Below are 14,302 nucleotides of genomic sequence, written 5' to 3' on the forward strand. Positions count from 1 at the left end.
GCTCCGGGGTGAATGAAAAGTGGCTTTTCCAATAGAATAAGGGATTCTAGAGATTAATCCCGGTTTAACAATGCAATCTAATGGTTTGTCCCAGCCTTATACCCGTGGTCAAAAGCTTCCCGAGCTTTTGAAGCAGCGCATCCTCATTTTGGATGGCGCCATGGGCACCATGATTCAGCAATATAAGTTGACCGAGGCCGACTATCGTGGTTTGCCGGGAAATACCCGATTTGCCGATCATCCCGGCGACATCAAAGGCAATAACGAGCTGCTAGTTCTGACGCAACCACAAATTATTAGCAAGATCCATGAGCAGTATTTGGATGCTGGCGCTGACATTATTGAAACCAATACTTTTGGTGCAACCTCAGTGGCGCAAGAGGACTACAAAATGGCTGGCTTGGCTCGTGAGATGAATGAAGTCTCCGCCAAATTAGCGCGCGCAGCTTGTGAAAAATACAGCACCCCAGAAAGACCTCGTTTTGCTGCTGGCGCAATTGGCCCTACACCAAAGACAGCGAGTATTTCGCCGGATGTTAATGACCCGGGTGCACGCAATGTGACCTTTGATGTATTACGTGCTTCGTATCGTGAGCAGATTGAAGGATTATTTGCGGGTGGCGTTGACTTATTTTTGGTTGAAACCATTTTCGATACGCTCAATGCTAAAGCGGCACTCTTTGCCCTCGATGAATTTTTTGAAGAGACCGGTGAGCGTTTGCCGGTAATGATTTCTGGAACGGTGACAGATGCATCAGGACGTATTTTGTCTGGTCAAACAGTTGAGGCGTTCTGGAATAGTTTGCGTCACATCAAGCCACTCACCTTTGGTTTGAACTGTGCATTAGGCGCTGCTTTAATGCGCCCTTATATTGCAGAGCTAGCAAGAATTTGCGATGCGGCAGTGTCTTGTTACCCCAATGCGGGCTTGCCTAATCCGATGAGTGATACGGGTTTTGATGAGACCCCAGAAATCACTTCTAGCCTAGTAGATGGTTTTGCTAAAGATGGCTTAGTTAATTTAGTAGGCGGCTGCTGCGGCACGACACCCGATCACATTCGTGCAATTGCTAATGCGGTTGCCAAACGGAAGCCACGCGCTTTCTATCGCGAGAATGCGGAGGTACCAGCATGAGCAAGATAGAGAAAAAAGCGATGCCAGCAATGAAGCTTTCTGGTCTTGAGCCATTTAATGTTACAGCAGATGTTGGCTTCGTCAATATTGGTGAGCGCACCAATGTCACTGGGTCAAAAGCATTTTCTAGAATGATTTTGAATAATCAATTTGATGAGGCGCTCGTAGTGGCGCGTCAGCAGGTTGAGAATGGCGCACAGGTCATCGACATCAATATGGATGAAGCGATGTTGGATTCTGAGGCGGCTATGACACGCTTCCTCAACTTAATCGCTTCTGAGCCTGATATTGCTCGTGTTCCCATCATGATCGACTCCTCCAAGTGGAGCGTGATTGAAGCGGGTCTGAAGTGTATTCAAGGTAAGCCAATTGTGAACTCGATCTCCTTAAAAGAGGGTGAGGAGTCCTTCAGAAAGCAAGCGCGTTTAATCCGTCGTTATGGTGCTGCCTCAGTGGTGATGGCTTTTGACGAGGTAGGGCAAGCTGATACCTTTAAGCGTAAGACAGAAATCTGTCAGCGCTGCTATGAGATCTTGGTAAACGAGATTGGCTTCCCAGCAGAAGACATTATTTTTGATCCGAATATTTTTGCAATTGCTACCGGCATTGAAGAGCACGACAACTATGCGGTCGACTTTATTAATGCCACCCGCTGGATTAAAGAAAACCTACCGGGTGCTAAGGTTAGCGGCGGCGTTTCCAATGTGAGCTTCTCGTTCCGCGGTAATGACCGTGTTCGTGAAGCAATTCATACAGTGTTCTTGTATCACGCTGTCCAAGCTGGTATGGATATGGGCATTGTGAATGCTGGTCAATTAGGTGTGTACGCTGATTTAGATCCAGAGTTGCGTGAGCGTGTTGAGGACGTTGTTCTCAATCGCTTTAAAGAAAAAGATGGCAAAACACCTACCGAGCGTTTGCTCGATATTGCTGACCAATTTAAGGGTGGTGGCGCTAAGCAGGTCGAGAACCTAGTGTGGCGTGAAGCGCCTGTACGTGAGCGTCTAACGCATGCCCTAGTGCATGGCATCACCACCTTTATCGAAGAAGACACCGAAGAGTTGCGCGCAGAAATTATGGGCGCTGGCGGCAGGCCGATTGAGGTCATTGAAGGCCCGCTGATGGATGGTATGAATGTCGTGGGCGACTTGTTTGGTGCGGGCAAGATGTTCTTACCTCAAGTGGTTAAGAGTGCGCGTGTGATGAAGCAAGCAGTTGCCATCTTGATTCCGTATATCGAAGAAGAAAAGCGCCAACATATTGCAGCAGGCGGTGAAGCCAAAGCTAAGGGCAAGATTGTCATGGCAACCGTGAAGGGCGACGTACACGATATCGGTAAAAATATTGTGACTGTTGTTCTGCAATGTAATAACTTTGAAGTAGCCAATATGGGTGTGATGGTTCCTTGTGCAGAGATTCTCAAGCGTGCCAAAGAAGAGAATGCAGATATTGTTGGTTTATCTGGATTGATTACACCTTCGCTAGAAGAGATGACTTATGTTGCGCAAGAGATGCAACGCGATGATTGGTTCCGCGAACGCCAAATTCCGCTGATGATTGGTGGCGCAACGACTTCGCGCGTTCATACAGCGGTAAAGATTGCCCCACACTACGATGGCCCTGTGGTGTATGTGCCTGACGCATCTCGTTCAGTTTCAGTAGCTTCCAGCTTACTGTCTGATGAGAGTGCCAAGAAATTTATTCAAGATTTGCGCGATGACTATGTACGCATTCGTGAACAGCATGCCAATAAGAAGGCGGCGCCAACGATTTCTTTAGAGGCGGCGCGCAAGAATCGCGAAATGATCGACTGGTCTGCTTATGTTCCAGAGAAGCCAAAGTTCATTGGCCGTCGTGTATTTAAAAACTTTGCATTGAGTGATATTGCTAAATATATTGACTGGACACCATTCTTTCAGACTTGGGACCTTGCAGGTAAATTCCCAGCAATTCTGGATGATGAAATTGTTGGTGTAGAAGCTCGCAAAGTATTTGCTGACGCCCAAGCCTTACTCGATAAGCTGATTAAAGGGCAATGGCTACAAGCCGATGCGGTGGTGGCTTTCTATCCCGCTAATACCGTTGGCGACGATATCGTTTTGTATAGCGATGAAGCACGCGAGCATCCTTTGTTTGTTTGGCATAACTTGCGTCAACAATCCGAGCGTCCAGTTGTAGAGGGTGTGCGCAGACCTAATCGTTGTCTGGCTGATTACGTTGCGCCAAAAGATTCTGGCGTTGCTGATTACCTGGGTTGTTTTGCAGTGACCACCGGTCATGGTGTTGAAAAGAAAGTAGCTGAGTTTCAGGCAAAGCACGATGACTACAGTGCCATTATGTTGAAGGCCTTAGCTGACCGATTGGCAGAAGCGTTTGCTGAACTCATGCACCATCGTGTGCGCACTGATCTGTGGGGCTATGCAACAGATGAGATTTTGACCAATGATCAGATGATTAATGAGGAATACCGCGGTATTCGTCCGGCACCTGGTTACCCAGCCTGTCCTGCACATGAAGTTAAAGAAGATCTATTACGAGTCATTGGCTCTGAAGATATTGGCATGACTCTGACCGAGTCAATGGCCATGAATCCAGCTTCAAGCGTGAGCGGTTTCTATTTAGCCCATCCGGATGCGCGCTACTTTAATGTGGGCAAGCTATCGGATGATCAGGTTGAAGACTTGGCTAAACGCCGCGGTCAAAGTATTGAAGACACCCGTCGCCAGCTGGCGAGCTTGCTAGATTAGACGCCCCACATGACGGGTTCGTCTGTGGCTTTGGATTGCTTCATCAACTCCAGGAATGGGTAGGCTCGCTGTCCAAGGCGATCGGCCAGCTTAGGCTTCTCAGCACCCTTCTCGGACTCGTCATTTGCTTTAGCCCGCTCCTCAAGATCTTTGAGGATGGCAGTTTCTAGGGCAGTGATGAGGTCAGGAAGTTGCTCAACGGTCAAAATTCCGCGAGGCTCCAGGGGGCGCCCCAAAATATCAAAAATTCGTTTAGTCAGATCCGCCAGCATGATGACATCTGGACCAGCCTTTGAGCGAAATTGATAGATCATTTCGATAGCTTACCACCTGATAAACTCACTAATCTATGTTGTTAACCAATAAAAATCGTTTAATTCAAATGCTGAGTGCTGCACTTGCGGGCTTGGCTCAGGAACGCGGTCTAGGAGAGGCTCCCACCCCCCGTCTAGAGCGTCCTAAGGCTATTGATCATGGAGATGTCGCTTGCAATATCGCTCTCCAGCTAGCAAAGGCTTGGAAGTTGAATCCGCGCGAGCTGGCGCAAGCCTTGGTCGAGCGTCTTCAGCAACAAACTGGCTTCAATGAACTCATTGCATCTTTTGACATCGCTGGCCCAGGCTTTATTAATTTCCGTCTTAGTAATGCTGCTAAGACTGCCGTAGTTCAGGAGATTCTTTCCGCAGGCACCCATTTTGGCGAGTCTGTGCAAGCCGGTGAGTCTGTTCCAAACGCCATGATTGAGTTTGTCTCTGCCAATCCAACCGGCCCATTGCATGTCGGGCATGGAAGGCAGGCTGCCCTGGGTGATGCCTTAGCTAATTTATTAGCCACCCAGGGAATCAAAGTTCATCGTGAGTTTTATTACAACGATGCCGGTGTGCAGATTGCGAATTTAGCCTTGTCTGTTCAAGCTCGCTTACAGGGTTTGAAGCCTGGTGATGCCAAGTGGCCTGAGCAGGCATATAACGGTGAATATATTGCGGAGATTGCTAGCGCATTTAAAACTTCTCCAGAATTTAAAGATGATCTTGAAGCCATTCGCCAATTTGCGGTTGCTTATTTGCGTAATGAACAAGACATTGATTTGAAAACTTTTGGTGTGAAATTTGATTGCTATTACTTAGAGTCTTCTCTATATACCGACGGTAGCGTTGCGCAAATCGTTAGCGATTTACAGAGCATTGGTAAGACCTATGAATCCGAAGGTGCGCTCTGGTTGAAGAGTACGGATGATGGCGATGATAAAGATCGCGTGATGCGTAAGTCTGATGGTAGCTTTACCTACTTTGTGCCTGATGTGGCCTATCACACCAGCAAGTGGAATCGCGGCTTTCAGAAAGTAATTAATGTGCAGGGTAGCGATCACCACGGCACCATTGCCCGTGTCCGCTCAGGCCTGCAAGGCGTAGCACAGAAGCGTGGCTGGGATATTCCTAAAACGTATCCAGAGTATGTGCTGCATAAGATGGTTACGGTTATGCGCCATGGTGAAGAAGTCAAAATTTCTAAGCGTGCGGGCTCATATGTCACTGTGCGTGATTTGGTTGAATGGTCAGGCGGCGTTACTCCAGAGATGACGCCAGAAAAGAAGGAATTGGCTTTGCAGCGCGGTCGCGATGCCGTGCGCTTTTTCTTGATTTCGCGTAAAGCAGATACCGAGTTCGTCTTTGATATTGATTTAGCCTTGCAGCAAAACGATGAGAACCCAGTGTTCTATGTTCAGTATGCGCATGCGCGAATTAATTCAATCTTGCAACAGTGGGGTGGCCAAGTATCGGATTTGGCTACGGCTGATTTATCGCTCTTACAAAGTAAAGCATCGGATCATTTGCTGCGTCGTTTGGCAGAATACCCAGAGGTTCTGACGGCCGCTGCCGAAGAATTAGCGCCCCATGCATTGGCTTTTTACCTGCGTGACTTGGCTGGTGATTTCCATACCTTCTATAACGCGGATCGTGTCTTGGTTGACGATCAAAACTTAAAGCAAGCGCGTCTTGCATTGCTGCTAGCAACCCGACAAGTTCTACAAAATGGCTTAAAAGTACTCGGGGTATCTGCGCCAATAAAGATGTAATAGCGAGGTATTAAGTGAAGATGTAAGATGAGGAAATGATGAAAACACCGAATCAACAAAACTCCCAATACGGCGGCACTATTCTCGGCTTTATTTTGGGTTTGGGCGTCGGCCTTGGAATCGCCTTTGTCATTGCCTTTTATCTTTCTAAAAATACCCCTCAAGAAAGACCGGGGATGCGTGCCCCAAGTCTGCCTTTGATGATTAAGCCTTCTACAGCACCTGCGGAGGGTGAAGCGGGCGCCCCTGCTGAGCCTGTAGATTTGAATAAGCCGCTCCAGGGTAAATCACCCGCCCCTGCGTCACCCGATCCGATTGGAGATTTGGTAAATGGCAAGAAAACTGCTGATAAGCCAGCGGACGCATCCCCTGCAAGCAAATCAGACGCCATGTATTTCTTGCAAGTGGGCGCGTTTACAAAGCGTGCTGATGCAGATGCGCAAAAAGCGAATTTAGCAATCCAGGGAATTCAGGCTCAGCTTAGCGAAGTTACGAGTGATGGCAATACCCTCTGGCGCGTGCGGGTAGGTCCATATAACAGCGTTGAAGAGAGCAACTCAGTGCGAGACAAATTGAGTAGCATTGGCATTAAACCAACTTTAATCAAATCCAGTAAATCATGATTTCATTCAGCAAAAGATTCATTACTTTATTAGCGCTGCTTTCTTTAAGTGGCTTTGTTAGTGCACAAACTCAAAAAATCGAAGAAGGCTTTGATTACCGCATATTGCCTGTTGCACAGCCGGTCGAAACCAAGGGAAAAGTAGAAGTTATTGAATTCTTTTGGTACGGCTGCCCACATTGCTATGACTTTGAGCCTGAGCTCAGTAGCTGGGTAAAGCGTCAACCTAAAGACGTTGTTTTCAAAAGAGTCCCTGTAGCCTTTCGCGATGACTTTTTGCCGCATAGTCAGATGTACTACGCTCTAGAGTCGATGGGCAAAGCTGATGCTCTAAATGAAAAAGTCATGTACGCAATACACAAAGAAAATAAACATCTCCTCACGGAGACGGAGATCGCAGATTGGGTTGCGTCTCAAGGCATTGATCGCAATACCTTCTTGGCGACCTATCGCTCTTTTGCAGTAGTTTCTAAAGCACGTGCTGCCAAGCAATTGACGGAAGCCTATCGTATTGATGGAGTGCCAACCGTTGTGATGCAAGGCAAGTACGTAACATCACCATCCATTGCTGGATCTAAGGCTAAAGCAATCGCAGTAATGGGTTATCTAGAAGAGAAAATTCGTAAAGATAAGTACAAGTAGTAAATTCGAAACAGCTTGCTACTTAACACTTTAGCGCCGCTTAAATTTTGACGAAGCGGCGCACAATCCAAAAGTAGATTGGGTAAGGCAAGATTCTCAGAAACTTTAAGAATCTTGTGAATCGCTTAGGGAAGTGAATATCAAACTCTCCCTTCTGAATGCCGGCCAATATCTCACTGGCTGCTTCCTCGGCACTAATTAAGGCTGGCATTTCAAAGTCATTTTTTGCAGTAGCCTCAGTAGCCACAAATCCTGGCGAGATCATGTGCACACTGACTCCTGTCGGCAACAAGTCGTAATATAAATTCTCGCAAAAATTAATGATGGCGGCTTTACTTGGGCCATATGCCAAGGCTTTTGGCAGGCCGCTATACCCTGCAACGCTACCCACGATGGCAATATGTCCCGAGCGAGCCTTTAGCATCTCTGGCATTACTAATGCAACTGCTCTCATAGGCCCCAGAAGATTTGCATCGATTGTTTTTTCAGCAATCTTGAAATCAAAATAAGCTGCTCGCAATGGGGTGTATACGCCCGATACAAAGAGCAGGAGATCAATTCCGTCCCAGGCGTTCAAAATTGTTTTATAGCCATCCTGGAGTTGCGCATCATCGGTAACGTCGATAGGAATGACTAGGCTTTGTTCAATCGTTCCAGTGAGGGCAATTTCATTTAATCGTTCAGCTCTTCGGCTGGAAAGTGCTACTTTAGCGCCCTTGAGAAGAAGGGTTTTCGCACAAGCTTCGCCAATGCCGCTGGATGCGCCTATGACCCAGACTCTTTTGCCTGAAAAGTGGTCCATTCCGCTTTGTTTCATGTGCCTAGTGCATCAGAAGATGCTGGTGATGGTTGATGACTCAGAGTGAATTGCACTACGTCGATATTACGCTCAGTAAAGCCGGCGGCGCAATACATGAGGTAGAAGTTCCAAAGGCGTATGAATGCTTCATCAAAGCCAAGCTGACGTACTTCTTGCAGTTTTTGATTAAAGCTATCGCGCCACAAGCAAAGAGTTCTTGCGTAATCTCCGCCAAAGGCGAACTCGTCATCAATTCGCAATCCAGCTTTAGCAGCGCTTGCTTTAAAGCTTGCTCTAGAGGGCAGCATACCTCCAGGAAATACATACTGTTGAATAAAGTCAGTGTTGCGTCTGTAGCGATCAAAGAGATCTTCAGCAATTACAATCGTCTGAATGCAAGCTTTGCCGCCCGATTTTAGACAGTGGGCAATCGTTTCAAAATACTCTGGCCAATGTTTCTCACCAACTGCTTCAAACATTTCGACGGAAGCAATGCCATCAAATTTTTCTTGGCAATCGCGATAGTCTTGAAGGCGCACTTCAAATCCAGGAGGGTTAGCAATTTGACCTTGCACTGCTAGTAAACGTTTCTCTGCAAATGCTTTTTGCTCTGTAGATAGAGTTAGGCCAGTAATGGATCTCTTATTACGAAGAGATTCCTCCATAACGCCACCCCAGCCACAACCAATTTCAAGTATGTGCTCCCCTGGCGCCGTCTTTAAGGAATCTAGAATGCGTCCAATCTTTGCACGCTGAGCATCAGTTAAGACTTGCTGATTACCTTCAGAAAACCAGGCGCTCGAGTAGCTCATCGTAGGATCTAGCCACAGCGTATAAAAAGCATTGCCTAGGTCATAGTGCGCATGAATATTCTTGCGGCTTCCTGCTTTGCTGTTATCACGCAACCAATGCTTTAGTCGATAAAAAATCGAGCCATACCAATTGCCATAAATGGCTTTTTCTAAAATAGTTCGGTTGCGTATGGCTAACTCAAGCAGCGCTTTGAGGTCGGGAGTATTCCATTTGCCTTGAATATAGCTCTCGGCAAAACCAATATCACCATGGGACATGATCTCCTTAAATACAGACCATTCCAAGATATGAATTTCAGCATGTAATTGATCACTTTGAATACCAAACTCGCGCTTCTCGCCATTGGGAAGGGTAAGTTTTAAATGGCCACTGCTGAGCTTCGTCAGAAGAGTTAGGAGTGCCTTAGCCTTAATTTGGTGTTGCGGCGAAGCGCTATCCCGCCCTTGTGGACGAGAAAAATTGAGTCTGGAGAGAAGGGATTGTCCTGGGCGATTCATCTGCTAACTTCAAGTTCTGGTGGTTTAGGCTTTGAGTGAAAGGGTACACCTTTTACCCACAATTTCAATGCTTGCCAATGTATTCGGAAAATGACACCCAAGCTCATTAATGGGTAGCGTAGTAGCGCCAGCATGATATTGGTGCGACTGAGTGGGCGGCTGGTGCCGCTAATGCTGGTGTTAATGAGGGGTTGGCCGTCCTCATGAAGCTCAATGCGACAGACATTATTCTTGCCGCTACTACTATCTTGCGGAAATAAAAAGCGGAAATGGTAATCACCACGTACTGCACAAAATGGTGAAACGTGAAATACCTTTTTACTACTGAGTGTTTCGCCCGAGTGCAATGCTTCACCCGAATCTTTGTGAAGTAAATAGCAATGACGCTCACCAAAGGTATTGTTAACTTCAGCCAGTACCGCCTGTACTTTGCCATCGGCGCGCGTGCAGATCCAAAAGCTCACTGGATTAAAGACGTAACCCAATACCCTAGGAAAGGTCTGTAGCCAAATTTCTCCATCGACATGTTGCACATGATTGTCTGCAAGAATCTTTTCGATCCAAGCAAGGCTATTGGATTCTCCGAGGCCGTGGTCTTTATCAAAAAATGCACAAAGACCCCAACGGTTATCACTTAAGCCATTTTGATTCAGTAAATTCGGGTTGGCATTGCGAGTACGCATAGGGATGGAGATGGTGAAAACCCCATAACCAAAGGCATTCTTAGCCGGCCTTAAGCGCTGGTGTTTTACTACTCCAAAGTTAATCTTGGCGCCTGACATCAACTACACATCTTGTTTGGTTTTGATCGGTTGACGAATGCTTTCAATTAAAGCTTCTGCCACTAATTCTCCGGAGCGTAAACCATCTTCATGAAACCCAAATCCTGTCCAGGCACCACAATACCAAATGGAGGATGTGCCCTGAATTAAGGGTAGCTCCTTCTGAGCTTGTATCGCACTCATATCAAAGACAGGGTGTGAATAGTGAATCTCTTGATGTACAAATTTTGGATCTGGCTCTTCCGAGGGATTTAAGCTCACAATAATCTGGGTAGCTTGAAGTTGAGCTGGTAGAGGTTGTAGACGATTAATTAAGTAGTTAACGCTGACATGTTGCTTTGTGTTTGTTTTGGCACCGGATTTAGCGGTGTAATTCCAGGCAGCCCAGCAACGTTTTGCATCTGGCAAGAAACGAATATCGGTATGTAATATTGCTCGATTCTTTTGGTATGGAACTGATGCCAGGATATTTCTTGATTGTTGGTCAATGCCATGAACCAGATCTAATGTTTGGTCGCTATGGCAAGCCATGATGACTTCATCGAAATGGGCCGAACCAGCCTGACTGATAACCTCAACTGGCCCGCCATCATGACCTGTATTCACTCTCAGGACACATTCCCCTTTAATGGCCACCCCATGCTTTTCTAGTGCTGTCACAAGGCGCTTTACATATTCTCGTGAACCACCCTTGATAGTCAACCATTGCGGACGATTTTGGATTTGCAAAAGGCCGTGGTTATGGCAAAAGCGCACCATGGTTTGAATAGGGAACTCGAGCATCTGTTCGACTGAACAAGACCAGATGGCGCCGATCATCGGTAGAAAGTAATTTTCTTTAAAGCTTTGGCTAAAGCGATGGCGCTTTAAAAAATCGGCAATTTTTTCATCAGGCTCTTTGTATTGATGACCAGCTTCAATTTGGTCATGCGCTAACTGAGTGGCCAAACGATTAAAACGCATGATGTCATAGGCCATTCTCCAAAATGATGGAGACAGCAGATTGGATCTTTGTCCAAAAAAAGAATTGATGTCGTTGCCAGCCCATTCAATCTTTTTCCCCGCCCCAGATTTACTGGCGGTATCAATCGATACAGAAAAAGACATTTCTGAGGGGGCTACTGGTGCTTGAATTTCTTCGAATAAACGAACGAGACGTGGATAAGTCTTACGGTTAAATACCAGAAACCCAGTGTCTACACCGTGTGTGATTTCTTTTCCATCGATATTGCAAGTGATATCAACGGTATTACTGTGGCCGCCAATGTGATCGCCAGCTTCATATAAGGTAATTTCAAATTCAGGATGTTGTCTTAAGGCATAGGCGCAGCCTAATCCAGAGATGCCTGCGCCAATAATGGCAATTCTTTTTTTACTCACTGAGCTTTTTCTCCTAAAAGCTTTTCAATTTCATTTGTAATGCTGCTACTGGTGGGTTTGGTAACGCTTCCAAACGAATCAACCACATTACCATTTCGATCGATTAAATATTTATAAAAATTCCATTTTGGAGTTGTGCCAGTTTTAGCAATCAACATCTTAAATAGGGGGTTTGGGTTACCGCCAGAAACCGTGCTCTTAGCAAACATTGGAAATTTCACGTCATAGGTGTTCTTGCAGAAATCGGCAATCTCTTTATTGCTGCCAGGCTCCTGTTGCCCGAAGTCATTAGAAGGAAAGCCCAGAATGACAAAGCCTTGATCTTTGTATTTGGCGTAAATCTTCTCAAGACCTTCATATTGGCTTGTAAAGCCGCAAAAGCTGGCAGTATTTACTACCAATATGACTTTTCCTTGATATTGGCAAAGGTTTTGCGGCGCTTCATCTTGCAAGCGAGGAAAAGTATGGGAGAGCAGGGGGCTGCAAGTGGGCGCAGCATTGGCAAGCTGAAATCCAGGCAAGAATGCAAATAGACCAAATAGGCAGTTCATTACAAAACGAGGCATATTGCACCTTTTTTATTCACGAGTGAGAAGCCAAGTCTAAGACATTCTGGGTAATATCGCTGGCCTCGCAAGATTGCCATTAATATTGGGTTATGAGTCATTTGCCACCCCCCTCTTTTGAAGCAAAAGTCTGCTCACCAGAACAGCTTGCTGCTCGCCTGGAAAATCTTCCTAGACCATTGGTATTTACTAATGGAGTCTTCGATATCCTGCACCGTGGCCATGCCAGCTATTTGGCCCAGGCCCGCGCCTTGGGGGCTAGCTTGGTCGTGGGTGTGAATTCTGATGCCTCAGTGAAAATGTTGGGTAAAGGCGACGACAGGCCTATTAATTCAGAGGCTGATCGCCAGGCATTATTGGCTGCATTGGAAAGCGTGGATATGACGATGTTGTTTACTGAACAAACACCAGTCAATTTGATTGAAAAAATTCGTCCTGATATTTACGTCAAGGGTGGTGATTACGATATCGATACTTTGGCAGAAACCCATCTGGTAAAAAGTTGGGGTGGTAAAGCAGTTGCGATCCCTTTCCTATACGAGCGCTCAACTACAAGCTTATTGGGTAAGATCCGCTCTTAAAGGTTTTGCAGTAACCACGCCCAAATACCTCGAAGTACTAATCCTTCGGTTACTTCCACGGCCCGCTTGATTGGTAAATTATTTTTTGTAATTTCTTGCGCTAGGACCTTGGCATTACCGCCATCAAGCCAAATTTTTTCGATGGGAAAATTTAACTCTTTTGCATGTTGTATGCCATACAGAATTGCACCAATTTGCGCTGCATCGCAACCTCCAATGATTGCGTCGTTAGTGGAGAGTCCAAACCCATGATGTTCTGCGCGTGTAGCCAAGCCTAGCTGCGCAGTATTGTTTGCCAAACTTTCTTGCATTAATCCAAGACCAGGCAAAATCCATCCACCGTAATGTACGCCGTTAGAACCGAGTAAATCAATGGTAGTAGCAGTACCGGTATTCACAAGCAAGGTGTTTTTATTCGATAAGACGCGTGCCCCAATCAGCGCGGCCCAGCGGTCAGCGCCGAGCTTTCTGGGATCTTGATACAGGCTACGCATCCCAGCATAAGCGCTATCCCCTTTGAGCTGCCTCCAATCCAAATCACTCCATTGCGGAAATAGTGATTTGAGATTGGCCATGGCTGCTTGGCCAGCAACGCAGGCAAAACCAATAGCTGTAGGTTTCGGTAAGGTTTTAGCAATATAGTCAGCCAACTCAGCTCGATGTTCTGCTGATTGCAAAGACTTGCTACTAATGGAGCCCGAGTATGCCCACAATTTTTTTTGTTGAGCGCTAGGATTTTGTGTTGACTCCACAGCCGCCCACTTCAGGCGCGTATTACCAACATCAAAAAATAAATAAAGGCTCATGATTGAATCCGCAATGAAACATCACCCGCATGAATGGCGATGATTTTGTTTTCTTTTTGCAATAGTAATGCCCCCGTCCCATCTACACCTTTTGCAATGCCATGAATAGGATCTTTGCCAGCGCCCGAAATACACACCGCTTGATCTCGATACGCATCCCAGTCCATCCAACGTTCTTTACAAGGCTTAAATCCATGCAGATCAAATTCGGCAAGACTGTGTTCGAGTGAGGCGATCAATTTGAGCCAGAGATATTCGGTATCGGGGAGTGAATGCGTCAGTTGAGCAAGTGAGCCCACTTTCAGGCCAGTGTCTAGATTTGCTTCAATTGCTTCTGGATTGCGCAAGTTAATACCAACCCCAATAATCATCCAAGTAGGATCACCCGCTTTTGCTTGGCCGCCTTCAATCAGGATGCCGCCGAGTTTGTGCATGTTCAGCAATAAGTCATTGGGCCATTTCAGTTGCAGGCCAGCCTCTTGAAGTTCTTCCTCGCTCAGGTTGCAAGCTTGTGCAATACCTTCTATCACTGCAAGGCCAACTAATAAGCTGAGTCCGCTGAGTTCGGCCGGAGTTCTTTTAAATGAAAATGCGAGAGAGAAGCAAAGAGAGTCCTCGGGGTTGGCTAGCCATGCTCGGCCTGCCCTGCCTTTGCCCGCAGTTTGTTTGTGGGCAATCCGAGCCACCGGATCAATGAGTTCCCCTGCACGCCAGCGACTCATCAGATCGTCATTGGTGGATCTAGTCTCGGTAACGCGCTCAAGGATGCAATTTGCAGTCATTCCGCCATTGTAGAAAGGTCTGACCTAGAATTGTGGGATGGATCAAAAAGACCAACGACCTCGGAAGCTAGTA

Annotated in this window: 14 protein-coding genes; 6 read left to right on the forward strand and 8 right to left on the reverse strand. The window is 46.5% G+C overall.

All coding sequences use genetic code 11. From position 1 onward, the window contains the following. Positions 1-70 precede the first annotated feature (70 nt). Positions 71-1,135, forward strand: coding sequence for a homocysteine S-methyltransferase family protein (locus VC188_RS00375; RefSeq protein ID WP_323482681.1), 1,065 nt, complete (start codon positions 71-73; stop codon positions 1,133-1,135). Beyond that, positions 1,132-3,882, forward strand: coding sequence for a methionine synthase (metH, locus tag VC188_RS00380; RefSeq protein WP_323482682.1), 2,751 nt, complete (start codon positions 1,132-1,134; stop codon positions 3,880-3,882). The genes VC188_RS00375 and metH overlap by 4 nt, the downstream gene beginning before the upstream one ends. Here metH and VC188_RS00385 read toward each other — a convergent pair. Beyond that, positions 3,879-4,196: a DUF1840 domain-containing protein gene (locus VC188_RS00385; protein ID WP_216155335.1), complete on the reverse strand. Its 318-nt coding sequence runs from the start codon at positions 4,194-4,196 to the stop codon at positions 3,879-3,881. The two genes, metH and VC188_RS00385, sit on opposite strands and share 4 nt — an antisense overlap. Before the next feature lie 35 nt (positions 4,197-4,231). On the opposite strand from VC188_RS00385, the gene argS reads away from it, so the two are divergent. Genes argS through VC188_RS00400 form a run of 3 tightly spaced genes read left to right on the forward strand, consistent with a single transcriptional unit; the run spans position 4,232 to position 7,223 of the window. Further along, positions 4,232-5,959: an arginine--tRNA ligase gene (gene argS / locus VC188_RS00390; protein WP_323482683.1), complete on the forward strand. Its 1,728-nt coding sequence runs from the start codon at positions 4,232-4,234 to the stop codon at positions 5,957-5,959. Between the two features lie 35 nt (positions 5,960-5,994). After that, complete coding sequence (locus VC188_RS00395) at positions 5,995-6,582, forward strand: SPOR domain-containing protein (RefSeq protein WP_323482684.1); 588 nt, start codon at positions 5,995-5,997, stop codon at positions 6,580-6,582. Next, entirely contained in the window at positions 6,579-7,223 is a 645-nt protein-coding gene (locus tag VC188_RS00400; protein WP_323482685.1) for a thiol:disulfide interchange protein DsbA/DsbL, read from the forward strand. The genes VC188_RS00395 and VC188_RS00400 overlap by 4 nt, the downstream gene beginning before the upstream one ends. A gap of 40 nt (positions 7,224-7,263) precedes the next feature. Here VC188_RS00400 and VC188_RS00405 read toward each other — a convergent pair whose 3' ends face one another. Genes VC188_RS00405 through VC188_RS00425 form a run of 5 tightly spaced genes read right to left on the reverse strand, consistent with a single transcriptional unit; the run spans position 7,264 to position 12,045 of the window. After that, complete coding sequence (locus VC188_RS00405; RefSeq protein ID WP_323482686.1) at positions 7,264-8,040, reverse strand: SDR family NAD(P)-dependent oxidoreductase; 777 nt, start codon at positions 8,038-8,040, stop codon at positions 7,264-7,266. Further along, positions 8,037-9,332 (reverse strand): cyclopropane-fatty-acyl-phospholipid synthase family protein, encoded by a 1,296-nt coding sequence (locus VC188_RS00410; protein WP_323482687.1) that lies wholly within the window; start codon positions 9,330-9,332, stop codon positions 8,037-8,039. Before VC188_RS00410 ends, VC188_RS00405 begins: the two co-directional genes overlap by 4 nt. Continuing rightward, positions 9,329-10,114, reverse strand: a complete 786-nt coding sequence (locus tag VC188_RS00415) for a DUF1365 domain-containing protein (RefSeq protein ID WP_323482688.1) — start codon at positions 10,112-10,114, stop codon at positions 9,329-9,331. The genes VC188_RS00410 and VC188_RS00415 overlap by 4 nt, the downstream gene beginning before the upstream one ends. A gap of 3 nt (positions 10,115-10,117) precedes the next feature. Continuing rightward, on the reverse strand, positions 10,118-11,494 hold the full coding sequence (locus VC188_RS00420; RefSeq protein WP_323482689.1) for an NAD(P)/FAD-dependent oxidoreductase: 1,377 nt from the start codon (positions 11,492-11,494) through the stop codon (positions 10,118-10,120). Next, positions 11,491-12,045 (reverse strand): glutathione peroxidase, encoded by a 555-nt coding sequence (locus VC188_RS00425; RefSeq protein ID WP_323482826.1) that lies wholly within the window; start codon positions 12,043-12,045, stop codon positions 11,491-11,493. Before VC188_RS00425 ends, VC188_RS00420 begins: the two co-directional genes overlap by 4 nt. 107 nt (positions 12,046-12,152) lie before the next feature. Here VC188_RS00425 and rfaE2 point away from each other — a divergent pair, with 107 nt between their 5' ends. Further along, positions 12,153-12,641, forward strand: a complete 489-nt coding sequence (rfaE2, locus tag VC188_RS00430; RefSeq protein ID WP_215321118.1) for a D-glycero-beta-D-manno-heptose 1-phosphate adenylyltransferase — start codon at positions 12,153-12,155, stop codon at positions 12,639-12,641. Here rfaE2 and VC188_RS00435 read toward each other — a convergent pair. Next, positions 12,638-13,447, reverse strand: a complete 810-nt coding sequence (locus VC188_RS00435) for a type III pantothenate kinase (RefSeq protein WP_215321117.1) — start codon at positions 13,445-13,447, stop codon at positions 12,638-12,640. The two genes, rfaE2 and VC188_RS00435, sit on opposite strands and share 4 nt — an antisense overlap. Then, on the reverse strand, positions 13,444-14,229 hold the full coding sequence (locus VC188_RS00440; protein ID WP_323482690.1) for a biotin--[acetyl-CoA-carboxylase] ligase: 786 nt from the start codon (positions 14,227-14,229) through the stop codon (positions 13,444-13,446). The genes VC188_RS00435 and VC188_RS00440 overlap by 4 nt, the downstream gene beginning before the upstream one ends. Positions 14,230-14,302 lie beyond the last annotated feature (73 nt).

Origin of the sequence: Polynucleobacter sp. MG-28-Ekke-A2, assembly GCF_035012985.1 — a bacterium.
In the GTDB taxonomy this organism is placed as follows: Bacteria; Pseudomonadota; Gammaproteobacteria; order Burkholderiales; family Burkholderiaceae; genus Polynucleobacter.

What these genes read in the sequence shown, in the direction of transcription:
- VC188_RS00375 (WP_323482681.1), top strand. Translation starts at nt 71, where the DNA reads ATGCAATCTAATGGTTTGTCCCAGCCTTATACCCGTGGTCAAAAGCTT.
- metH (WP_323482682.1), top strand. Translation starts at nt 1,132, where the DNA reads ATGAGCAAGATAGAGAAAAAAGCGATGCCAGCAATGAAGCTTTCTGGT.
- VC188_RS00385 (WP_216155335.1), bottom strand. Translation starts at nt 4,196, where the DNA reads ATGATCTATCAATTTCGCTCAAAGGCTGGTCCAGATGTCATCATGCTG.
- argS (WP_323482683.1), top strand. Translation starts at nt 4,232, where the DNA reads ATGTTGTTAACCAATAAAAATCGTTTAATTCAAATGCTGAGTGCTGCA.
- VC188_RS00395 (WP_323482684.1), top strand. Translation starts at nt 5,995, where the DNA reads ATGATGAAAACACCGAATCAACAAAACTCCCAATACGGCGGCACTATT.
- VC188_RS00400 (WP_323482685.1), top strand. Translation starts at nt 6,579, where the DNA reads ATGATTTCATTCAGCAAAAGATTCATTACTTTATTAGCGCTGCTTTCT.
- VC188_RS00405 (WP_323482686.1), bottom strand. Translation starts at nt 8,040, where the DNA reads ATGAAACAAAGCGGAATGGACCACTTTTCAGGCAAAAGAGTCTGGGTC.
- VC188_RS00410 (WP_323482687.1), bottom strand. Translation starts at nt 9,332, where the DNA reads ATGAATCGCCCAGGACAATCCCTTCTCTCCAGACTCAATTTTTCTCGT.
- VC188_RS00415 (WP_323482688.1), bottom strand. Translation starts at nt 10,114, where the DNA reads ATGTCAGGCGCCAAGATTAACTTTGGAGTAGTAAAACACCAGCGCTTA.
- VC188_RS00425 (WP_323482826.1), bottom strand. Translation starts at nt 12,045, where the DNA reads ATGAACTGCCTATTTGGTCTATTTGCATTCTTGCCTGGATTTCAGCTT.
- rfaE2 (WP_215321118.1), top strand. Translation starts at nt 12,153, where the DNA reads ATGAGTCATTTGCCACCCCCCTCTTTTGAAGCAAAAGTCTGCTCACCA.
- VC188_RS00435 (WP_215321117.1), bottom strand. Translation starts at nt 13,447, where the DNA reads ATGAGCCTTTATTTATTTTTTGATGTTGGTAATACGCGCCTGAAGTGG.
- VC188_RS00440 (WP_323482690.1), bottom strand. Translation starts at nt 14,229, where the DNA reads ATGACTGCAAATTGCATCCTTGAGCGCGTTACCGAGACTAGATCCACC.